This window comes from Klebsiella sp. CD33 (assembly GCF_051992865.1).
Taxonomy (GTDB): domain Bacteria; phylum Pseudomonadota; class Gammaproteobacteria; order Enterobacterales; family Enterobacteriaceae; genus Klebsiella; species Klebsiella pneumoniae.
In genome coordinates, this window is sequence record NZ_CP197023.1 from 2,663,620 (window position 1) to 2,682,402 (window position 18,783).

Genomic DNA, 18,783 nt, shown 5'->3' on the forward strand with positions numbered 1-18,783 from the left:
CACCTTAACTTCGCCCCGGCACAGGCCCTGACCCACTACCGCTGTCAGACCGCAGACCCGCTGCCGACAGCGTCACCGGGATAAAATAGCGTACGCGATAGCGCCTGTCCCCTGCCTCTTCGCCTTCCGCATGGCGGGTTATAAAACATTCAATGTCATAGCCGTCCCGACGACTTACCCCCAGGGATGGCAGCAGCTCCATATACAGATCGCTGGATAAACGAGCATAACGTGACCAGCTGCCGTAGAATTCAACCCCGACATAAAGCCCTGACCGGGTGGTCAGCGAGCTGTTCATGGCCAGCGCGGGGGGCAGCTTTCCCGCCTCATGACAGCCGACAAAAGCGTTAACCTCGACGTTAAGCTCATTTTTACTCGCCGCGGCGTAGTCGGAAAGTACGGAAAGCGAGCCTCCGCCAGCGGTGAAAAAACGGTCAACCTTTTGTCTGATGCTCGTCTTAGCGGTGCTTTGCAACACCAAATCCGACAGGCGCAGTTCATACTTCATCGGATAGCCGTAATAGACCTGTTCCGGCAGAGAAAAAAAACGAGCCAGAGGTAGGCTCTCTCCGTCCGGGTGAAACTTTTTCAACAGCTTTGCCGTGTCCCAGTGCGCCGCGCAACGGTATTCACGTGGCGAGAGCGAAAAGCGCTTCTTAAACTCCCGGGAAAAGGTCTGCGGCGAGTCATAGCTTAACTGCCAGGCAATAGCGGCGATCGGTTGTCGTGTTAAGCGCAGACTGACCGCTGCGATGGTCAACCGCCGTAGACGAATATACTGCCCGATAGGTAACTGGCCATACTGGTAAAACACGTCGTACACAAACCGACGCGAATAGCCCATATACTGCGCCAGGTCATCGATCGCCGGGTTACAATAGATATTATCCTCCAGCCACGCCAGCATTTTCAAATAGAGCATCTGCTTCATGAGTACGGCATACATCCTGTATTCTTGTCCTCCGCTAATTTTAACAACAGAGCGCGGCTATCACTAAGCTTTTTATGCATCGCAAAAATAAAAAAACAGCAAACGGCTTTAAATAGTTACAAATATATGCTTAAGGTTTTGTTTATTAGGAACTTTCGCATATCAATATACCGTTATCTCACTTTCCCCACCAGATATTGCATTAATGGAAAACATCCCTTAGATTACCACGGCTAAAAATAGTACCTGCATCATCATTATATTCTTTAATTTATCCAGATATGTTTTTTAATGCCCACAGGGAAGTTATATGACTAATTTTTTGTTCAATATAAAAAATCACTATTTGCGAGTCGCTATTGCTGAACTGGTTGATGAAGCGATGAAGGCCGCCGGGCGGCCACACTATCAGTTTTCTCAACAATGGGATGCAGGATCGATGGCGCAAGCTGATGTGATATTCACGGAAATGGTCGCGGGGGAGTGGTACTTGTGCCAGGATCTTTTTCAGCATGCCCCGGAACAATATACGCTTTTTATTTTCCCGGACAATGAACACGCTACCGTAGATGAGGGTTTACCGAATTGTCTGCAGCATGCGGTATTTATGCCGCCTCACGCTCGCGTTCAGCGGCTGAAAGATGAGATAGCTAACGCCATTGAGCGTCCGCTGCTACCGCGGCAAGACCCGCCGTTCAATCGTCTGCGGCGTTGCATTAATTGCGCCTGCAGGTCAGTCAGCGACGCGCAAACCAAAGTCATTTACGCGTTCAGTATTGGCCTGAGCCCGCATGAAGTCGCCGCTGCGCTAAATATTAGTCCCAAAACGATTCATTCACATAAAAAGAATATTATGAGTAAATTTAATTTGAATAGCCGTCAGCAGTTTAACAACCTTGTGCAACTGCTCGCCAAACGCTGATACAACTCGTCATTTTATTCTGTCAAACAATCATCTTCTGGAACGGAAAACATACCGTCTCTTGCGCCTTTCCTGAATATAGGAAAAGCCACTCCATAAAGAAATGATGGGACATAAAATCAGACACAAAATAATAAAGAAGTCGCTCATATCAAACCTGACAAAAGAATTTAATTTAGAGTGATAATATTCACTCGATTATATTCAGGCAAGACCAGCGCCTCATTTTTGAGAGTGGGGAAATAGAATGGTAGGATAATTCCTGGTAGCGAATATTAACAGGTAAAATAAGACGCAGCGCCAGTGTCTGAGGAGGGAATGAGAGGCCTGTTAGCGTCTTTTTGCATTGAGGATGAGAAAAAGATAGCCAAATGTGTAATTCCCTGTACAGTGAAGGGAATCACAAAGTGAAGCTCGCGTTCCGCGTAGCGGACATCACGGTTGGTTGAATGTTTGTACATATCAGCCTCGCCCTCCTTTAGGGTCAGGTCATACTCATCTTGCATGCTGAGCGCGGATGTTCTTACGCCGCGGGAGCGATCGTAACAACTATGCTAACCACCCTGATTTACCGCAGCCAGGTTCATCCTGACCGCCCGCCCGTCGATCTCGACGCTTTAGTCCATCGCGCCAGCAGTAAAAATTTGCCCCTTGGCATCACCGGCATTCTGCTGTTTAACGGCCTGCAGTTTTTCCAGGTCCTGGAAGGGACTGAGGAGGCACTTGAGTCGCTGTTCAGCGAAATCCAAAGCGACCCGCGTCATCGCGACGTAGTGGAGCTGATGCGCGATTACTCAGCCTACCGACGTTTTCACGGCACCGGAATGCGCATACTGGATCTCCGGCTGTTTGAAACCGATGGCGCGCTGGAGGAAATTCTGCGCTTTAGCACGTTTGGGGTCACCGAACCGGTCAACGACCGGATGTTCCGGCTGCTTAGCGCCTTCATTGCCGACGGCGGCCGCTATTGCCTGCCCGAGCCGCTGCAGCCCTCTCGCTGGATGATGATGCCCGCGTCAGGTACGGCCGCGCCGCAGCACCTGCCCGGTCAACCTTGCCAGTTTGCTCTGCAGGCTATTGTCGAGCCGGCTAAAAAGCGAGTTTCTTCCTTTGAGGCTCTGATCCGCAGCCCAACCGGCGGCTCTCCCGTGGAAATGTTTGCCGCCATTGCGGCGGAGGATCGCTACCGTTTTGATCTTGAAAGCAAAGCGTATGCATTCGCTCTCGCCGGCCAGCTGCCGCTCGGGAAACATCAGCTGGCGATTAACCTGTTGCCCGGATCGCTGTATCACCACCCTGACGCCGTAGGCTGGCTGATGGACAGCCTGCTGGCGGCCGGCCTCAGACCGGATCAGGTACTGATCGAGGTCACCGAGACAGAAGTGATCACCTGCTTCGACCAGTTCCGCAAGGTGCTCAAAGCCCTGCGCGTCGCGGGCATGAAGCTGGCCATCGACGACTTTGGCGCAGGTTATTCCGGCCTGTCGTTACTGACCCGTTTTCAGCCTGATAAAATCAAAGTGGATGCGGAACTGGTACGCGATATCCATATTAGCGGCACCAAACAGGCGATTGTCGCCTCGGTCGTCCGCTGCTGCGAGGATCTTGGCATTACGGTGGTGGCTGAAGGTGTCGAAACCCTGGAGGAGTGGTGCTGGCTGCAGTCGGTGGGCATACGCCTGTTTCAGGGCTTTCTCTTTTCCCGACCCTGCCTTAACGGCATCGGGGAGATTTGCTGGCCGGTAGCGCGCCAGGCAATGGACCTGTAAGGCCGCGCCCCCGGGCATCGTCACTGCCAGTGGGCAAGCTTTTCGCTCAGCGCCGCCAGGGCATATCGTACCGCTTTCGCCACCACGGTCTCACAGTCGCCGGCAAAGCACATCCGTTTGGTTTCAGTCTGTCCGCGAAAATTCCAGGCAAACCATACCGTGCCGGCGGGGGTACCATCTTCCCCGCCCTCCGGTCCGGCGTAGCCGCTGACGGCGATGGCGATATCAGCCCCGGCGAGCGCCAGAATACCAGAGGACATCTCCTGAACGCAGGCTTCGCTGACGGCGCTGTGTACCGCCAGGGTTTCCGCGCGAACCTGCAGCACGTTGCGCTTGGCTTCATCGCTGAAGGTCACTACGCCGGTATCATAAAATGCCGCGGTATCCGCCTGGGCACAGAGCGCTGCCGCCAGATTCCCTCCGGTGCAGGACTCCGCCGTGGTCAGTCGCCAACCGCGCGCGATCAGCGCCCGAGCCACTTCAGCGGTTAGTTCATGCGTATTGTTTGCGTCGCTATCGATCTCGTCAGTCATTCTTCCTCCTCGCCGAAATTGAAAGAAATAGCAGACTCACTGCGTCTGTTAACAGAATAGCATATCGATTTCTTTGTCGTCGGGGGGCCATTTATATTTTCAGGGGGAAAGGATAAAGGCCCGCAGGGCGGGCCTTTAAGGTAACATCCTCGGAACAACGGTGAATCAAACTTTATGTTCTATCACGCGCCCCTGATTCTCGATCGCAATTTTACGCGGTTTTTCGCTCTCCGGGATTTCCTGGTGGATGGCTATTTTTAAGATGCCGCTATCCAGCTGCGCCTGATTAATTTGGGCGTGTTCAGGAAGAGAGAAACTGAGCTGGAAATTAGCGCGGCGGATACCTTTATAAATCCAGCGTTCACCGCTGTCTGTCGAGGAATCGGTTTCCTGGCGTTTCCCGGAAATATGCAGATTCCCCCCTACGGTTTCTATTTCCAGCTCATCATCTTTCCAGCCAGGCACGCTGACGCTGAGCAGGAAATTGCTGTCGTCGACTTTCTGTAAATCATAAGCCGGTAAAGTGCCCACCGGCGTATCGCCCGTTAACTGGCTGAAAAGACGGTCAATACGATTAAAGCGATCGGCAAAAAGAGAATCAGCAAATACCGGGAGTGCTGACAAGGTTTTGAGTGCCATAATTAACCTCCTGAATATCCATTCAAAAGCTCAACATAAAGGCAAGCATTGCTTGTCCGCTATATAAAATAATATCTAAGGCGCGTTTTTCAAGACCCGAAATAAAAAATTTTTCTTCGCCAGCCTCAGTGAAAAATAAGCATGCCGGTGGCGAAGTTACCCCCGCCCGACGGCGGGGGCTGTGGCGCTTCTGAGTCCCATAACTGATGCTGTTTAACATTCAATAAACAGAAGCGACATGTATATATAACTTGTTTAAGGGGATGTCAACGTCCGAATCGCTCCCCCTTTGCCGTCGTGTATTCTCCCCATGAACAGTGCGTTTAGCAACACGGCTGCCTGTCAGGATCCCCTTGCCAACAGCGGCGCTTCGACGTGGCATTCGCCTTGTTGCCGTCAACCGGACGCCGCTGGTGAAAATATACCCGGCCGGGTAAGGAACCTTTCATCCGACACCGTGCCTAATGATCTGCATACGCACTTTCTGAGGCACCGCCATGACCAGCATTTTTATCTCAACCACCCTGTTCGCCCTCTTCGCGTCGATGTTGATCGGCCTGGGAATGGTGTGGAAAAGCATTTCCAACAATCCTGATAACTGATTCTGTTGTACGCCGTTGCTGTTCACCCTCCGCAGCGGCGGGTCTACCCCGCCCCTTTTTATCAATGACCACCCCAGGTTTCGCTCAGGCGCAATCTCCTTAAGGACCCGCGCCTGCAAAAGGTATTTTTGAAAAAGCAATTCATACAGTGAATAAGTAACTCTGATTAATATATTTGAGACCAGAATTAACGCATGCAATATAAACAATTTAAGCAGTTTGTGCCAAATTAGCGGTCATGCCCGCGCAACGCTAAAAAATAAGCCATTGATTAATATACCATTAATTTTACTCGCCAGCTCAAAGTCCAAAATTAGACTTATTGCATTTGTTGATTATTAGAAATATCCTAAAGGCATACGCATTTAATGTTCTCCACTTTAAATGCATGACAACTTTCACGATCGCCATGACTATGCCTGATATTTTAATTAACACTGAAAACATATTTCTTAATCGCGGAATTTGCGAACTGCTTAGCGAGATCGCGAAGGAAGAACACATCCGTGAACCGTATTCCGTTGTGGACTATTTCACAGATATATTAGGTCCGATTGATATGCTGTTCACAGAAATGGCCGCTGGTGAACATTATCTATGCCACCCGTTTTTCAAAAAACTCCCCCCGCACACGTCTATTTTTATTTTCGTCGCCACCGACAGCGCTTTGCAGGTTGAACAGTTACCACTTTGTCTACGCGATTCCACTTTTATCAGCATGAACAGCGACTTGCGCCGCGTAAAAAATCAGATTGCAAAACGTCTGACGGAGTCGACAACATCGAGTTGCGGTGGGCTGGAAAAAGACAGCAGACGCTGTGTCAAATGCCCTCGGTTAACCTTGACCAAATCACAACTTTATATTATCGATGCGATCAGAACGGGAATGAACAATCAGCAGATAGCGCAAAAACTGGGCATCAGTCATAAGACGATCTTCTCTCACAAAATCAATATTATGAAAAAATTCCAAATAGCTACCAAACAAGAGTTAACGAGATTCTCATCTGTTGCTCTTGCGCTTTCCGCAGGAAGGATCGGTTAACGTCGGAATTTATTAAAGCGCATCTTCATTTTTCTTCTTTCTCTAACATAGGACAGGCCAAAAAACAAAGATGTAAACAATAACACCACCGCCAGGACTAATAATAGTAAGTTACTCATAACAACCTTTTGAAAGATAAAGATGATTTTTTAAATAATAAGGGGTGGATATTTTCAAATACAACCCAGCGACAACCATTTCAGACAAAGGTAAAACTCTGTGCGATAATTCTGAAAGATAATAAAAAGAGTAATAACGATTTCCTTTATCAGACAGGCGTTAGGGTAATAACGATGAAGCATAAACGGACAATGCCAGGCCTAACGCCCAGCGTGTACTGTCGCGACGTCAGGCAAGATGACGGCAAGAAATAATGGTCTACTAACGTGGAAGGAGCGTGGTATTTGGGCAGGTGAAAACACCGTTTTGCAGCTGATCTATACTGTTAGTCAGACATCACGCTGGAGGTGGCTATGTGCGGACGTTTTGCGCAAGCGCAAAGCCGGGAGGAATACCTGGCGCATCTCGTTGAAGCGGCCGAACGAGATATTGCCTGGGACCCGGCGCCTATCGGGCGCTATAACGTCGCGCCCGGGACAAAAGTTTTACTCCTCAATGAACGCGATGAGCAACTCCATCTCGATGCCGTTTACTGGGGCTATGCGCCAGGATGGTGGGATAAACCGCCGCTGATTAATGCCCGGGTTGAGACTGCAGCCTCCAGCAGGATGTTCAAGCCGCTGTGGGAGCACGGACGGGCGATCTGCTTCGCCGACGGCTGGTTTGAGTGGAAAAAGGAAGGAAATACAAAGCAGCCATACTTTATCCAGCGTAAGGATGGCCAGCCAATTTTTATGGCCGCGATTGGTCGGACTCCGTTCGAACGTGGGGACCATGCCGAAGGATTCTTGATCGTGACGGCCGCCGCCGATCGCGGTCTTGTCGATATTCATGACCGTCGGCCGTTGGTCCTGGCGCCTGAAGCCGCCCGGGAATGGATGAGGCAGGATGTCACCGGCGCGGAAGCGGCGGAGATAGCCAGCGACGGAGCCGTTTCCGCCGACGATTTTACCTGGCACCCGGTAACGCGGGCGGTCGGCAATGTGAAAAATCAGGGGCCCGAATTACTTGCCCCTCTCAGCCCATGACAAACGTAATCAAAGCGGCGGATAACGCATCATGTTCAGCGAAGAGATAATTAAATTTTATACCGCCCTGGAGTAGTGCCGAACATCCGACGGAACAAGGCTATGAAGGCACTCACATTGTCATATCCCAGATCCAGCGCTATCGCCGTCACTGGCTTGCCGGCAGCCAGAAGCTCAAGAGCCCTGAGTAAGCGTATCCGCTGTCGCCATTCATTGAAGCTAAAACCCGTTTCGGCTCGGAATCGTCGCGTGAGCGTGCGTGATGACATGCCGGCCCAGGCTGCCCCTCTTCCAACCTGCGCCCGTCGTCCGGGTTTGCTGACAGCGCCTGCGCGATTCTGAGCAATCGGCTATCTTGCGGCATTGGAAGCCCAAGATTAACCCTGGGAAGGGAACCAATTTCATCAAGAATAACGCCAGCTAAACGTTTTTGGGACGCAGTAAGCTCTACACCTTGCCATGCAGCCGCTCGCGTTATCGCTTCACGCAGCAGATTTGTCATTGAGAGAACAGATGGCTTATCAGGTAGCTCGCCACAGGCTTTGGCAGAAACATAAACACTCCATCCTGAATATGGACCGTGCGAGCGCAGGCCGTGCGGAACACCTGGCGGTATCCAGACGGCATGTGTTGCCGGTACCACCCAGCGACAATCACCGCCATCGACCGTAAGTAGCCCACGTATGGCACCGATTAACTGCCCACAGCTGTGATGGTGGCGTGGAGTCTCCCGTATTACCTCAGACTGACGTACCGCGACGAGTAAAGTGGGTCCCTGGGGTGAAAACACCGGTTCGAATGGAATCAATGGATCGTGCATATTGGCGTGTTTGAGGTGTTTAATGTCTTTTATACCGTACTGAAGCCAGTTAGTCGATTGTAAAGTATTCATCACTTTCACAGAGGACTAACCATCAAAATGATTACTATTACTAGGGTATTGGATGACATTATCAACCACCAACAGATACCACTGGATCGGATACTCAGTCGCTATTTTAGTCCCGGTTATCGGCAGCGTACTGATAACAAGTGGGAAGGATTAGATGGCTTTGCTCAGCATGCGCGTAGACTCCGGGAAATTATCGCCTTCGCTAAAATTGAGTTACATGACGAACTTCGTAACGGGAATCTTTATGCCACAAGGCATCGCGTTCTGTGCACCAGGCGCAGCGGAGAAGAGGTGGACATGGAAGTTTATATGTTCGCTGAAATAGATGATTCCGGGCGCTTCATTCGTATCGAAGAAGCCACGCTAATGCTTAAAGGGAGAGAGAGCGATAGAGATTTAGGCAGCGTGAGGTAAAAGAAATATAAGGTTACGACTAGATCAGACAAAAAACCGGGCAGCGCGCCCGGTTATCTTGTCAGACTAAAATTGCCCTACGCACTCAACCCGCGATTTTTCAGCATCGGCTCAATCTGCGGATCGTGTCCGCGCCACTGGCGATACAGTTCAGCTAAATCAGTGCTGTTCCCGCGTGATAAAATCGCCTCACGGAAACGCTGACCGTTCTCACGGGTCAAACCGCCCTGCTCCACGAACCATTGATAGCCGTCGTCGGCCAGCATCTGGGTCCACAGATAGGCGTAATAGCCTGCCGCATAGCCGCCGCCGAAGATATGGGAGAAATAGCTGCTGCGATAGCGCGGGGGGACCGCCGCCAGATCCAGGTTCTCTTCCCGAAGCACCAGCTGCTCAAACGCGTCCACCTCCTCCGGTAATGCCGAGGTCGACAGGCTATGCCACCGCATATCGAGTAACGCAGCAGCCAACAGCTCGCTCATGTCGTACCCTTTATTGAAGGTTGCCGCACGCAACATATTGTCGCGTAGCGCCTGCGGCATCGGCTCCCCGGACTGGTAGTGCTTCGCGTAGTGGGCAAACACCTGCGGCTGGCTGGCCCAGTGTTCGAAGATCTGCGAAGGAAATTCGACAAAATCGCGCGGCGTATTGGTCCCCGAGAGACTGGCGTAGCGCTGGCTGGCGAACAGCCCATGCAGGGTATGGCCGAACTCATGAAACAGGGTGATCACCTCATCCCACGACAGCAGCGCGCTCTGCCCTGCCTGCGGGCGGACGTAGTTGCAGACATTGTAGATAACCGGGCGCTGCGCGCGCAGAGTCGACTGTTCGACAAACACATCCATCCATGCGCCGCCGCTCTTTGAGTCACGAGCGTAGTAGTCACCGTAAAACAGCGCCATCCCTTCGCCGTTGTGATCGAAGATCTCCCAGACCCGCACATCCGGGTGATAGACCGGTATATCGAAGCGCTCAACAAAGCGCAGACCAAAGAGCTGCGAGGCCGTCCAGAATACACCGTCTTGCAGCACCCGCTCGAGGGCAAAATAGGGTTTGAGCTGCGCGTCATCAATGGCATAGGCAGCCCGCCGCACCTGCTCGCTGTAGTAAAGCCAGTCCCATGCCGTCGCGCGAAAACCCCCGCCTTCGTTGTCGATCACCTGCTGGATGTCCGCCAGCTCACGTTCCGCCCTCGCCCGCGCCGCCGGCGCGATCTGACGCATAAAGCCCAATGCCTCCGCCGGGGAAGCCGCCATTTGATCGGTCAGCGCCCAGCTGGCGTAATCAGCGGCTCCCAACAGCTCAGCCTGCTGCGCGCGGATCGCCGCCAGCCGCAGTACCAGGTCACGCGTATCATGCTCATCGCCCTGCTGATTACGGGTCCAGCCGGCGGCGAAGAGATTCTCCCGCGTTTGCCGGTCGCGCAGCGCAAGCAGCTGCGGCTGCTGGGTGGTATTGGTCAGCGTCAGCAACCAGCGGTCGCTAAGCCCTCTTTCACGCGCTGCGTCAGCCGCCGCCGCTATCTCCTCATCGCTCAGGCCAGCCAGTTGATGCCGGTAATCAACCACCAGTCCGCCGCTTTTTGCCGCTCCCAGCAGTCGCTGCTGGAACTGACTTTGCAGCGTAGCCGCTTCGGTGTTCAGTGTGCGCAGCGCCGCCTGCTGCTCGGGAGCCAGCGTCGCCCCGGCGTGAACAAAACGTTGCCACGTCAGGGTCAGGAGACGATAGGACTCGCTGTCCAGCGCCAGCGCGTCGCGCTGCTCGTAGACGCTGTTCACGCGCTGAAACAAGGCCGCATTAAGCCAGATGTCATTCCCCAGCTCGGCGAGTTCGGCGGAAAATTGTTCATCCAGTGATTGAATATAAGGATTGGTATGGGCGCCAGCCATGGCGAAAAAGACCCGCGTCACCCGCGCCAGCAGCTGACCACTCTGCTCCAGCGCCTCGAGCGTGTTGGCGAAACTGGCCGGCTGCGGATTGTCGATAATAGCGCGAATTTCGGCCCGCTGCTGCCGGATGCCCTCATCAAACGCCGGGCGATAGTGGCTGTCGTCAATCACATCGAACGGCGGCGCCTGGTAAGGCAACGTACTGACGCTAAAAAAGGGGTTTCGTTCGGACATCTTTCTCTCCTGTACAGGCTAATGCTGTAAGATTAGGCCTCTCCTTAAGGGGTCGCAATGATTTCCGTTACCGGTCGCCGCCTGTGCGTGCTATGGTATGAAAACACAAAAAGCGTTGAGGAACAGTAAGATGATTATCATGGTCACCGGCGCCACCGCCGGTTTTGGTGAAAGTATTACTCGCCGTTTTATCGCTAACGGTCATAAAGTGATTGCCACCGGTCGTCGTGAAGAGCGCCTGAAGACGCTGAAAGACGAGCTGGGCGATAACCTTTATATCGCGCAACTTGACGTCCGCAACCGCGCCGCCATTGAGACGCTGATTGCTGACCTGCCCGCCGAGTGGCAGGCTATCGATGTGCTGGTGAACAACGCCGGCCTGGCGCTTGGTCTGGAGCCGGCGCACCGCGCCAGTGTGGAAGACTGGGAAGATATGATCGACACCAATAATAAAGGGCTGGTGTACATGACCCGCGCCGTGCTGCCGGGGATGGTTGAGCGCAATCGCGGCCATATCATCAATATCGGCTCTACGGCAGGCAGCTGGCCTTACGCCGGCGGAAACGTCTATGGGGCGACCAAAGCCTTTGTCCGTCAGTTTAGCCTCAATCTTCGTACCGACCTGCACGGCACCGCGGTGCGCGTGACCGACATCGAGCCGGGTCTGGTGGGCGGCACCGAGTTTTCTAACGTCCGCTTTAAGGGCGATGACGCTAAAGCCGAAAAAGCTTACGAAAATACCCAAGCGCTAACGCCGGAAGATGTGACCGAGGCGGTCTGGTGGGTCGCCACCCTGCCGAAACATGTCAACATCAACACCCTGGAGATGATGCCGGTGAGTCAGAGCTTTGCCGGACTCAGCGTTCACCGTCAGGGCTAACCGTCAGCCACCCGGCCTGCGGGCCGGGTATGGGCGGAAACGCAAAAAACGCGTAAAATAGTGCGCATAACCCCCTAAAAAGTAACCATCAATGGCCGCAGAATCGCAACTGAATCCGACGCAACCCGTCAATCAGCAAATTTATCGCATCCTCCGCCGGGATATCGTTCACTGCTTGATCCCGCCTGGTACACCGCTGTCGGAGAAAGAAGTCTCCGTGCGTTTTGCGGTGTCTCGTCAGCCGGTGCGCGAAGCCTTCATTAAGCTGGCGGAAAACGGACTTATCCAGATTCGTCCCCAGCGCGGTAGCTACGTCAATAAAATCTCATTGTCGCAGGTGCGTAATGGTTGCTTCGTCCGCCAGGCGATTGAGTGCGCGGTGGTTCGCCGTGCCGCCGGCATGATTAACGAAGAGCAACTTTATCAGCTGGAACAGAATCTTCACCAGCAGCGTATTGCCGTTGATCGGCAGCAGTTAAACGACTTTTTCCTGCTCGATGATGAATTTCACCAGAAGCTGTCGATTATCGCCGACTGTCAGCTGGCCTGGGAGACAGTGGAAAATATTAAAGCCGCCATCGATCGCGTCCGCTATATGAGTCTGGACCATGTCACCTCTCCTGAGATGCTTCTGCGCCAGCATCATGAGATTTTCACCGCGCTGGAAAAACGCGATGCCGAGGCGGTAGAAAAAGCCATGAGTATCCATTTGCATGAAATCAGCGAATCCGTACTGCTGATTCGCCAGGAGAACCGCGACTGGTTTAGTGAAGAATAAGAGTCAGACGGCTGCCGGCATGGCCGACGCAGCCGTCCTCATTGAAGGGATTATCTAACGACCAATACCGGCGTTTTGGCGTAGCGCAGAATTGACTCGGCGTTGGAGCCCAGCAGATGGGTGGAGATCCCCGGTTTGCGGGAACCAATCACAATGACATCGAACTCTTCGTTGTTACTGATAGCCAGAATTTCGTCACGCACGTTGCCAAAGACTACGCGGGTATGGATCCGCGTCATGGGGATGGCGAACAGTCGCGCCACCTCGCGCATTTTTTTCTCCGACTCTTCTTTCATATAGGCTTCAAACTTACGAATATCCGCCGTAAAACCGCGCAATAGCGAACGGCTGCTGTTCGGCAGAACGTTGAGCAAGGTGATCTCGCCATTTTCGGCCGAAGCGAGAAATTCCGCGTGACGCACCGCTTTATCGCTTAAATCCATTTCAAAGACATCAACAGGCAATAAAATTTTTTTATACATGGCCCGTACTCCTTTTGCAGAGAAAGTTCTTTTTCAATAACTTAACTATGCCATTATTGCGGTGAAATACCAGCCATGGTTCGGAAAAATAACAGCTAATTATCTTTAGTAAATCAGGGAAATATAGAGTTATGTATAGACATTGCGTTCGATCATATTCTGCGTCTGCTAAAACCGATCGCTTGCAAAAAATAGACATCAGCGGAGTATCGTAAAAATAACTGAAGAGCCGGTGTCGACCCCGGGACCGACACCGGAAAAAGATTATTGCGCGGCGGCCCACGCGGCGACGGTAGCTTTAGCCCCCTGCCGCTGCAGCGCTAAGTAGGCGCGGGTCACCGCCGTGACAAAGCGTGACTCCTGCGGCAGTTCGACGCCGAAAATCGCCTCAATACCCAGCAGCGCTTTGACTCGCGCTTCGCCATCGGCGCTGGCAGCCACCGCTTGCTGGATAACCGGCAACAACGGGTCGCATATCTCGATTGCCTGGCCCGCATCGTCAACGCCGCCAACGTAGCGCATCCACCCTGCCACGCCCAGCGCCAGCAGTGTAAAATCACGCTGATGCACCAGATGCCAGCGTATTGAGTCCAGCATGCGCTGGGGCAACTTCTGGCTGCCGTCCATGGCTATCTGCCAGGTGCGGTGCTTCAGCGCCGGATTGCAGTAACGGTCAATCAGCAAACTGGCATAGCGTGACAGATCCACCCCCTGCACCTTCAGCGTTGGTGCCTGTTCGTCCAGCATCAACGACAGCGCCGCGCGACGGTAGTTATCGTCCTGCATACAGTCGTTGATATGCTGATAACCGGCCAGATAGCCGAGATAAGCGAGGAACGAATGGCTACCATTGAGCATTCTCAGCTTCATCTCTTCGAAAGGCACCACGTCGGCGACCAGTTCCGCTCCCGCTTTCTCCCACTGCGGACGTCCGGCAACAAAGTTATCCTCAATCACCCACTGACGGAAAGGTTCGCAGGCCACCCCGGCCGGGTCGCGCACCCCGGTCAGCTGGGTAATTTTATCGAGGGTTTCGGCAGTCACCGCCGGGACAATCCGGTCCACCATCGTCGACGGAAAGGTGACATTCTGCTCTATCCATGCGGCAAGATCCTCGTCTAAAGCCCGGGCGTAGGCGCAGACGACGTTGCGCATCACGTGACCATTTTCCGGCATGTTATCGCAGGACATCACGGTAAAAGCAGGCAGGCCGGCCGCCCGGCGGCGAGATAAGGCCTCCACCACTACCCCCGCCGCCGATTTTGGCTGGTGCGGGTTATGCAGATCGGCGGCGATCAGCGGGTGATCGAGCTGCAGTTCGCCGCTGGCTGGCGAATGGCAATAGCCTTTCTCAGTAATCGTCAGGGAGACAATGGCCACCTGTGGCTGGCACATCGCCGCCAGCACCGCTTCGAGACCATCAACCCCGGCGTGCAGCGCCTGCTTCACCACACCAACCACGCGCGCGGTCCAGGCGTCGGCGGACATTTCGGCGACGGTATACAGCAGATCCTGCTGCTGGAGATCGGCGATCTGCTGCTCGCCGCCAATCAGATTAACTTCGGTGTAGCCCCAGTCGCTGCCGTGCTCGCTGGCCAGTATATCGGCATACACAGCCTGATGAGCGCGATGAAACGCGCCAAAACCAAGATGAACGATACGGGGGATCAGTGCGCTGCGATCGTAGGTCGACAGCGTGGCGTTAGCGGTTAAGAGGGTGTTTTCCATGATGACTCTCGTTGTTATGTAGCCCATCAACCATTCTCGGGGAGAACTCTCGAGGAGAATGCCTTTGTGCCTCAACCATCTCACGCAATTGGTATAACATCTTTGATTTCTGTCAACTACCATACAAGAAGATCTTGCGTGATAAAGCACGGGGCACGAGGCTGCAATCGCCGCAGTGACAGGATAGCGCAGGTAACGGGAGGAGAAGAACATGGCGGCCGCGCGTCCCTGCGGGCCTGCTGTTGACGAATCGCCGAGCGTTGCTAATCGATGCGAGTTTTGACGATAAAGAAGTAGCACAGCGCCCCGGCAAAGGTCACCCCGGCGGCGATCACCAGCGCCAGATTGAAAGAGTGAGTCGTATCCACTACCCAGCCGGTCACGATCGGCGCGAAAGAGGCAAACACAAAGCTGCCGAAGTTCTGGATCGCCGCCACCGAAGCCACTTTATGCTCCGCCACCATTACCTGCACCAGCCCCCAGGCGGACGTCCCGGCAAAATGAACGCAAAACAGCGCCATGGAGATAAAAGCCACCGCCTGGGCTGGCGTGGACGATTGCACCACCAGCAAGGTGCCCAGCGCCGACAGCACCAGACCGATAACAATCGCCGTTTTGCGGGTTTTCGCCTGATCGTAGCCTCTGCGCGCCAGGGCATCGACCACCAGGCCGTTGACCCACATCCCCACCGCCGCGGCAAGAAACGGGATCGCCGCCACCCAGCCGGTACGGGCCAGGCTTAACCCCTGCTGCGCCTGCAAATAGCCGGGTAACCAGGCGATATACAGCCAGCCGGTGTAGTTCACACCGGAAAAGCCGAGGATCATCCCCCAGGTAGTCCGCCGTTTAAACAGAGCCAGCCATTCGCTAAACTTCAGCGCCGGGCGGGCCGCCTCCTCACTGGCCAGATACTGCTGCTCCTCCTCCTGCAGGGTAAACTGCCGACGGTTACGGTAGCCCACATACCAGCACAGGCCGACCACGATCCCGGCTAAACCAATCACCACAAACATCGTTCGCCAACCCCAGGCCAACTGCATGATGACCAGGGCCGGCGGGGCGATAGCCTGGCCCAGCACCGTCGAGGAGTTGAATATTCCCACCGCCGTGCCGCGCTCTCTTTGCGCATACCAGTCGTTGATCGATTTCACGCCGGCTGGCATAAACGGCGCTTCGCCGATCCCGAGGCCAATGCGCAGCAGAATAAAATGCGAGAACGAATTGACCATCCCGGTCAGGGCCTGCATCGCGGACCAGAAAATCAGCCCGGCGCCCAGCACAATCCGTGGTCCCAGGCGATCCAACAAAATACCGGAGGGCAGTTGCGCGAAGCCGTAGGAGAGCGAAAAGGCGGAGAGCAGCACCCCAAACTCGGTGGCGCTAAGGCCCAGGTCGGCGCGTATCGCCTCCCCGGCGACGCTCAGCGAAGAGCGGTCAAGAAAGTTGACGATACCGGCGATAAACAGCAGCGTCAGGGTGATCTTCTGCACCCGACGGATGCGTAACGGCGTCGCCCCGGTCCGGGCGGCAAGAGTCTCGATAGCCATCGTTGTTCCTTACAGAGTCATATGAAATAGGATGTCTGATAAGTAAGGCAACAGGTCGACTACCATACAAGAATTAGGGTTGAAAAAGCGGCAGGGATCACACATGACGAGCTTAGGCCCGTCCCCACCCCGCCACGATGATTAGCATGCCGCACAGGGCGACGGCCGCGCCCGCCCAGTCATAATGGGTTAATTTGACCCCATCAACGACCCGCAGCCAGAGCAATGCGGTACAAACGTACACCCCACCGTAGGCGGCATATACCCGCCCGCTGGCGGCCGGATGGAGCGTCAGGAGCCAGACGAATAGCGCCAGCGCCAGGGCGGTGGGGATCAGCAGCAGCGGCGTTGCCCCGCGCTTGAGCCATAGCCACGGTAGATAACAGCCGACGATTTCACACAGAGCGGTAGCAAAGAACAGCAGCGTTGTTTTGAGCATTAAAAGATTCGTAAAAGAGACAAAGCGTTGAACCATTCTACGCGATAATAGCTTCTGCCCCACGCTGTTTTGCCGGCTATGCCCGACAAAAGAGCTGTAGTAAACTGAATCTGAGGGTTAACCCATCACTTAAAGGAAATCGTGATGAACATGACACTGAACAAACGCTGGTGCCTGACCGCCATTCTGGCGTTAAGCGCTGTGGTCTACACCTCCAGCTCCTATGCCGCCACCGACCGGCTGGTGATTGAATCTGGCGACAGCGCGCAGAGCCGTCAGCAGGCGTCGATGGAAAAAGAGCAATGGAACGACACCCGCAGCCTGCGCCAGAAGGTGAACAAACGGGCGGAAAAAGAGTGGGATAAAGCCGATGTCGCTTTCGACGCGCAGGATAACTGCCAGAAGAGCGCCAACGTTAATGCCTACTGGGAGCCAAACACCCTGCGCTGTCTTGACCGTCGCACCGGCCGCGCGATCAATCCCTGAGCCGCTCCCTGACCACGCTGGCGCCTGCGGGCGCCGCCTTTCTGTAATCCCTTTTCCGTTTTGACCACAGGAATCTCCATGACCGACGCGCTACACGTCAAACTCCGCCCGCTTGAGCGCGAAGATTTGCGCTTCGTCCACCAGCTCGATAACAACGCCAGCGTCATGCGCTACTGGTTTGAAGAGCCGTACGAGGCCTTCGTTGAGCTCTCCGATCTGTACGACAAACATATTCACGATCAAAGCGAGCGCCGCTTTGTCATCGAATGCAATGGCGATAAAGCCGGACTGGTGGAGCTGGTTGAAATCAACCATGTGCACCGCCGGGCCGAGTTCCAGATCATCATCTCCCCCGACTTCCAGGGAAAAGGTCTCGCCACCCGCGCCGCACGCCTGGCGATGGACTATGGCTTTACCGTGCTCAATCTGTATAAGCTGTATTTAATCGTTGATAAAGAGAATGAAAAAGCGATCCATATTTACCGTAAGCTTGGCTTTATGGTCGAGGGTGAACTGATCCATGAGTTTTTCATTAACGGCGAGTACCGCAACACCATCCGCATGTGCCTGTTCCAGCACCAGTATCTGGCCGAGCACAAAACGTCCGGGCCGTCCCTGCTGAAGCCGACGGCTCAGTAATAATCGATACGGTTTTTAATGGTGTAGTGGCGGGTCAGCGGCGGCTGGACGCTTTCATCGATCACCTGCAGCTCACAGCTCAGCGGATTGTCGTGATCGTCGTAGTCGCAGGTCTGACGCACCGTGCCCAGCGTGCGATCGTTGAAGGTGCTGATGGCGGTATAGTCCAATTTCTTACGCGGATCCTTTGACGGCGTTGAGGCGACGGTAAATCGCTCCTCTTTGGCGGTGGTGGTTTTTCCCAGCGGATAGCCATCGCTGTCATAGCGGTAGGTGGCGGTGGTCTCTTTGCCGCGTGCGCTGATAATAAAACCGTTGTCATCCGTCTCCCAATTCACCCCGGCGGCAGGCATCTCCGCCAGCTGACACTTGCCCTGCAGGCGCAGCCGCTTCTCGTGGGTGCGCCCGTCGACGTAATAGTTGGCGTCCAGCAGCAGCGTGGCGCCGGTTTTGTTCTCCACATCTTCCAGGGTCAGCAGATCGAAACACCCTTCCCTGGAGAGCTGAGCGCTCACCTTCTTGACCACCACATCGTGTTCATCCAGCAGCGTCTGGCTAAAATCTTTCACCGGCCCGCGCAGGGGATCAAACTCAAACTCATTGGAAAAACTCGCCATCTCCGGGGTGAAGGCGTCCGGGGCGCTTTTACGGTCGCATGCCGTCAGCAGCAGCGCTGCCGGGATCAGCCAATACAATCTTTTCACAGACGATTCCTTTTGTGTACATCCGATCATATTAGCAAATACAATTGTTTACACCAGTTCTGCTATGCTTAAATCTGGATAA

At 54.2% G+C, this 18,783-nt stretch carries 24 protein-coding genes and 1 pseudogene; 11 read left to right on the top strand and 14 right to left on the bottom strand.

Going from position 1 to position 18,783, the window contains the following annotated elements; all coding sequences use genetic code 11:
- Window positions 1–4: 4 nt before the first annotated feature.
- Entirely contained in the window at window positions 5–931 is a 927-nt protein-coding gene (locus ACR809_RS13305; RefSeq protein ID WP_032103266.1) for a helix-turn-helix domain-containing protein, read from the bottom strand.
- 310 nt (window positions 932–1,241) lie between these two features.
- Between ACR809_RS13305 and kbvR the strand changes: the two genes are divergently transcribed.
- Window positions 1,242–1,853: a LuxR family transcriptional regulator KbvR gene (gene kbvR / locus ACR809_RS13310; protein ID WP_002903816.1), complete on the top strand. Its 612-nt coding sequence runs from the start codon at window positions 1,242–1,244 to the stop codon at window positions 1,851–1,853.
- A gap of 30 nt (window positions 1,854–1,883) precedes the next feature.
- Here kbvR and ACR809_RS13315 read toward each other — a convergent pair whose 3' ends face one another.
- Window positions 1,884–2,003, bottom strand: a complete 120-nt coding sequence (locus ACR809_RS13315; RefSeq protein ID WP_004195995.1) for a small membrane protein — start codon at window positions 2,001–2,003, stop codon at window positions 1,884–1,886.
- 401 nt (window positions 2,004–2,404) lie between these two features.
- Here ACR809_RS13315 and ACR809_RS13320 point away from each other — a divergent pair, with 401 nt between their 5' ends.
- Window positions 2,405–3,622, top strand: a complete 1,218-nt coding sequence (locus ACR809_RS13320) for a diguanylate phosphodiesterase (RefSeq protein WP_004143607.1) — start codon at window positions 2,405–2,407, stop codon at window positions 3,620–3,622.
- 20 nt (window positions 3,623–3,642) lie between these two features.
- Here the strand turns inward: ACR809_RS13320 and ACR809_RS13325 are convergent, their stop codons facing one another.
- The 3 genes from ACR809_RS13325 to ACR809_RS13335 form a co-directional block, all read right to left on the bottom strand.
- Window positions 3,643–4,155: a 2-oxo-tetronate isomerase gene (locus ACR809_RS13325; RefSeq protein WP_002903810.1), complete on the bottom strand. Its 513-nt coding sequence runs from the start codon at window positions 4,153–4,155 to the stop codon at window positions 3,643–3,645.
- A gap of 165 nt (window positions 4,156–4,320) precedes the next feature.
- Window positions 4,321–4,794, bottom strand: coding sequence for an Hsp20 family protein (locus ACR809_RS13330; protein ID WP_004183942.1), 474 nt, complete (start codon window positions 4,792–4,794; stop codon window positions 4,321–4,323).
- A 445-nt stretch (window positions 4,795–5,239) separates the two neighbouring features.
- Window positions 5,240–5,341 carry a hypothetical protein gene (locus ACR809_RS13335; protein WP_223174880.1) on the bottom strand — a complete coding sequence of 34 codons (102 nt, stop codon included), beginning with the start codon at window positions 5,339–5,341 and terminating at the stop codon, window positions 5,240–5,242.
- On the opposite strand from ACR809_RS13335, the gene ACR809_RS13340 reads away from it, so the two are divergent.
- The 3 genes from ACR809_RS13340 to ACR809_RS13350 all read left to right on the top strand — a co-directional run bounded on the left by ACR809_RS13340 (window position 5,301) and on the right by ACR809_RS13350 (window position 6,441).
- Window positions 5,301–5,396 carry a YnaM/YnfT family protein gene (locus ACR809_RS13340; RefSeq protein WP_271229884.1) on the top strand — a complete coding sequence of 32 codons (96 nt, stop codon included), beginning with the start codon at window positions 5,301–5,303 and terminating at the stop codon, window positions 5,394–5,396. The two genes, ACR809_RS13335 and ACR809_RS13340, sit on opposite strands and share 41 nt — an antisense overlap.
- Before the next feature lie 219 nt (window positions 5,397–5,615).
- Window positions 5,616–5,738: a hypothetical protein gene (locus ACR809_RS13345; RefSeq protein ID WP_004225117.1), complete on the top strand. Its 123-nt coding sequence runs from the start codon at window positions 5,616–5,618 to the stop codon at window positions 5,736–5,738.
- A 67-nt stretch (window positions 5,739–5,805) separates the two neighbouring features.
- Window positions 5,806–6,441 (top strand): helix-turn-helix transcriptional regulator, encoded by a 636-nt coding sequence (locus ACR809_RS13350; protein ID WP_042937503.1) that lies wholly within the window; start codon window positions 5,806–5,808, stop codon window positions 6,439–6,441.
- On the opposite strand, the gene ACR809_RS13355 is transcribed toward ACR809_RS13350, so the two are convergent.
- On the bottom strand, window positions 6,438–6,560 hold the full coding sequence (locus tag ACR809_RS13355; protein WP_004143611.1) for a small membrane protein: 123 nt from the start codon (window positions 6,558–6,560) through the stop codon (window positions 6,438–6,440). The two genes, ACR809_RS13350 and ACR809_RS13355, sit on opposite strands and share 4 nt — an antisense overlap.
- A 54-nt stretch (window positions 6,561–6,614) precedes the next feature.
- Window positions 6,615–6,743 (bottom strand): hypothetical protein, encoded by a 129-nt coding sequence (locus tag ACR809_RS13360; protein ID WP_162992547.1) that lies wholly within the window; start codon window positions 6,741–6,743, stop codon window positions 6,615–6,617.
- A 171-nt stretch (window positions 6,744–6,914) separates the two neighbouring features.
- Between ACR809_RS13360 and ACR809_RS13365 the strand changes: the two genes are divergently transcribed.
- Window positions 6,915–7,589, top strand: a complete 675-nt coding sequence (locus ACR809_RS13365) for an SOS response-associated peptidase (RefSeq protein ID WP_032419006.1) — start codon at window positions 6,915–6,917, stop codon at window positions 7,587–7,589.
- 50 nt (window positions 7,590–7,639) lie between these two features.
- On the opposite strand, the pseudogene ACR809_RS13370 reads toward ACR809_RS13365, so the two are convergent.
- A pseudogene (locus ACR809_RS13370) lies at window positions 7,640–8,481 on the bottom strand (AraC family transcriptional regulator).
- Window positions 8,482–8,508: 27 nt separating this feature from the next.
- On the opposite strand from ACR809_RS13370, the gene ACR809_RS13375 reads away from it, so the two are divergent.
- Entirely contained in the window at window positions 8,509–8,895 is a 387-nt protein-coding gene (locus tag ACR809_RS13375) for a nuclear transport factor 2 family protein (protein WP_002903735.1), read from the top strand.
- Window positions 8,896–8,972: 77 nt separating this feature from the next.
- Here ACR809_RS13375 and dcp read toward each other — a convergent pair whose 3' ends face one another.
- Window positions 8,973–11,018, bottom strand: coding sequence for a peptidyl-dipeptidase Dcp (gene dcp, locus ACR809_RS13380; RefSeq protein ID WP_122051334.1), 2,046 nt, complete (start codon window positions 11,016–11,018; stop codon window positions 8,973–8,975).
- A 130-nt stretch (window positions 11,019–11,148) separates the two neighbouring features.
- On the opposite strand from dcp, the gene ydfG reads away from it, so the two are divergent.
- Complete coding sequence (gene ydfG, locus ACR809_RS13385) at window positions 11,149–11,898, top strand: bifunctional NADP-dependent 3-hydroxy acid dehydrogenase/3-hydroxypropionate dehydrogenase YdfG (protein WP_002903733.1); 750 nt, start codon at window positions 11,149–11,151, stop codon at window positions 11,896–11,898.
- 91 nt (window positions 11,899–11,989) lie between these two features.
- Window positions 11,990–12,676, top strand: coding sequence for a GntR family transcriptional regulator (locus ACR809_RS13390; protein ID WP_002903730.1), 687 nt, complete (start codon window positions 11,990–11,992; stop codon window positions 12,674–12,676).
- A 50-nt stretch (window positions 12,677–12,726) separates the two neighbouring features.
- On the opposite strand, the gene ACR809_RS13395 is transcribed toward ACR809_RS13390, so the two are convergent.
- The 4 genes from ACR809_RS13395 to ACR809_RS13410 all read right to left on the bottom strand — a co-directional run bounded on the left by ACR809_RS13395 (window position 12,727) and on the right by ACR809_RS13410 (window position 16,908).
- On the bottom strand, window positions 12,727–13,158 hold the full coding sequence (locus tag ACR809_RS13395; protein ID WP_002903728.1) for a universal stress protein: 432 nt from the start codon (window positions 13,156–13,158) through the stop codon (window positions 12,727–12,729).
- Between the two features lie 264 nt (window positions 13,159–13,422).
- Complete coding sequence (locus ACR809_RS13400; RefSeq protein WP_122051335.1) at window positions 13,423–14,886, bottom strand: mannitol dehydrogenase family protein; 1,464 nt, start codon at window positions 14,884–14,886, stop codon at window positions 13,423–13,425.
- Between the two features lie 263 nt (window positions 14,887–15,149).
- Window positions 15,150–16,433 carry an MFS transporter gene (locus ACR809_RS13405; RefSeq protein ID WP_002903724.1) on the bottom strand — a complete coding sequence of 428 codons (1,284 nt, stop codon included), beginning with the start codon at window positions 16,431–16,433 and terminating at the stop codon, window positions 15,150–15,152.
- 112 nt (window positions 16,434–16,545) lie between these two features.
- Window positions 16,546–16,908 carry a YnfA family protein gene (locus tag ACR809_RS13410; protein ID WP_072143281.1) on the bottom strand — a complete coding sequence of 121 codons (363 nt, stop codon included), beginning with the start codon at window positions 16,906–16,908 and terminating at the stop codon, window positions 16,546–16,548.
- Window positions 16,909–17,016: 108 nt separating this feature from the next.
- Here ACR809_RS13410 and ACR809_RS13415 point away from each other — a divergent pair, with 108 nt between their 5' ends.
- Together ACR809_RS13415 and speG are read left to right on the top strand one after the other, a co-directional pair.
- Window positions 17,017–17,358: a DUF1283 family protein gene (locus tag ACR809_RS13415; RefSeq protein ID WP_002903720.1), complete on the top strand. Its 342-nt coding sequence runs from the start codon at window positions 17,017–17,019 to the stop codon at window positions 17,356–17,358.
- A gap of 78 nt (window positions 17,359–17,436) precedes the next feature.
- A complete protein-coding gene (gene speG, locus ACR809_RS13420; protein WP_004179730.1) occupies window positions 17,437–17,997 on the top strand; it encodes a spermidine N1-acetyltransferase in 561 nt (186 codons plus the stop codon).
- On the opposite strand, the gene ACR809_RS13425 is transcribed toward speG, so the two are convergent.
- A complete protein-coding gene (locus ACR809_RS13425; RefSeq protein ID WP_014907649.1) occupies window positions 17,991–18,701 on the bottom strand; it encodes a YnfC family lipoprotein in 711 nt (236 codons plus the stop codon). The genes speG and ACR809_RS13425 overlap by 7 nt on opposite strands.
- Window positions 18,702–18,783: the final 82 nt, after the last annotated feature.

Excerpts from the sequence above, each read along its gene's own strand:
- ACR809_RS13355 (WP_004143611.1), bottom strand. The coding sequence starts at position 6,560 with ATGAGTAACTTACTATTATTAGTCCTGGCGGTGGTGTTATTGTTTACA.
- ACR809_RS13315 (WP_004195995.1), bottom strand. The coding sequence starts at position 2,003 with ATGAGCGACTTCTTTATTATTTTGTGTCTGATTTTATGTCCCATCATT.
- ACR809_RS13305 (WP_032103266.1), bottom strand. The coding sequence starts at position 931 with ATGAAGCAGATGCTCTATTTGAAAATGCTGGCGTGGCTGGAGGATAAT.
- ACR809_RS13360 (WP_162992547.1), bottom strand. The coding sequence starts at position 6,743 with ATGCTTCATCGTTATTACCCTAACGCCTGTCTGATAAAGGAAATCGTT.
- ydfG (WP_002903733.1), top strand. The coding sequence starts at position 11,149 with ATGATTATCATGGTCACCGGCGCCACCGCCGGTTTTGGTGAAAGTATT.
- ACR809_RS13350 (WP_042937503.1), top strand. The coding sequence starts at position 5,806 with ATGACTATGCCTGATATTTTAATTAACACTGAAAACATATTTCTTAAT.
- ACR809_RS13400 (WP_122051335.1), bottom strand. The coding sequence starts at position 14,886 with ATGGAAAACACCCTCTTAACCGCTAACGCCACGCTGTCGACCTACGAT.
- ACR809_RS13375 (WP_002903735.1), top strand. The coding sequence starts at position 8,509 with ATGATTACTATTACTAGGGTATTGGATGACATTATCAACCACCAACAG.
- ACR809_RS13415 (WP_002903720.1), top strand. The coding sequence starts at position 17,017 with ATGAACATGACACTGAACAAACGCTGGTGCCTGACCGCCATTCTGGCG.
- ACR809_RS13405 (WP_002903724.1), bottom strand. The coding sequence starts at position 16,433 with ATGGCTATCGAGACTCTTGCCGCCCGGACCGGGGCGACGCCGTTACGC.
- ACR809_RS13395 (WP_002903728.1), bottom strand. The coding sequence starts at position 13,158 with ATGTATAAAAAAATTTTATTGCCTGTTGATGTCTTTGAAATGGATTTA.
- ACR809_RS13390 (WP_002903730.1), top strand. The coding sequence starts at position 11,990 with ATGGCCGCAGAATCGCAACTGAATCCGACGCAACCCGTCAATCAGCAA.
- ACR809_RS13365 (WP_032419006.1), top strand. The coding sequence starts at position 6,915 with ATGTGCGGACGTTTTGCGCAAGCGCAAAGCCGGGAGGAATACCTGGCG.
- kbvR (WP_002903816.1), top strand. The coding sequence starts at position 1,242 with ATGACTAATTTTTTGTTCAATATAAAAAATCACTATTTGCGAGTCGCT.
- ACR809_RS13325 (WP_002903810.1), bottom strand. The coding sequence starts at position 4,155 with ATGACTGACGAGATCGATAGCGACGCAAACAATACGCATGAACTAACC.
- dcp (WP_122051334.1), bottom strand. The coding sequence starts at position 11,018 with ATGTCCGAACGAAACCCCTTTTTTAGCGTCAGTACGTTGCCTTACCAG.
- speG (WP_004179730.1), top strand. The coding sequence starts at position 17,437 with ATGACCGACGCGCTACACGTCAAACTCCGCCCGCTTGAGCGCGAAGAT.
- ACR809_RS13320 (WP_004143607.1), top strand. The coding sequence starts at position 2,405 with ATGCTAACCACCCTGATTTACCGCAGCCAGGTTCATCCTGACCGCCCG.
- ACR809_RS13410 (WP_072143281.1), bottom strand. The coding sequence starts at position 16,908 with ATGGTTCAACGCTTTGTCTCTTTTACGAATCTTTTAATGCTCAAAACA.
- ACR809_RS13330 (WP_004183942.1), bottom strand. The coding sequence starts at position 4,794 with ATGGCACTCAAAACCTTGTCAGCACTCCCGGTATTTGCTGATTCTCTT.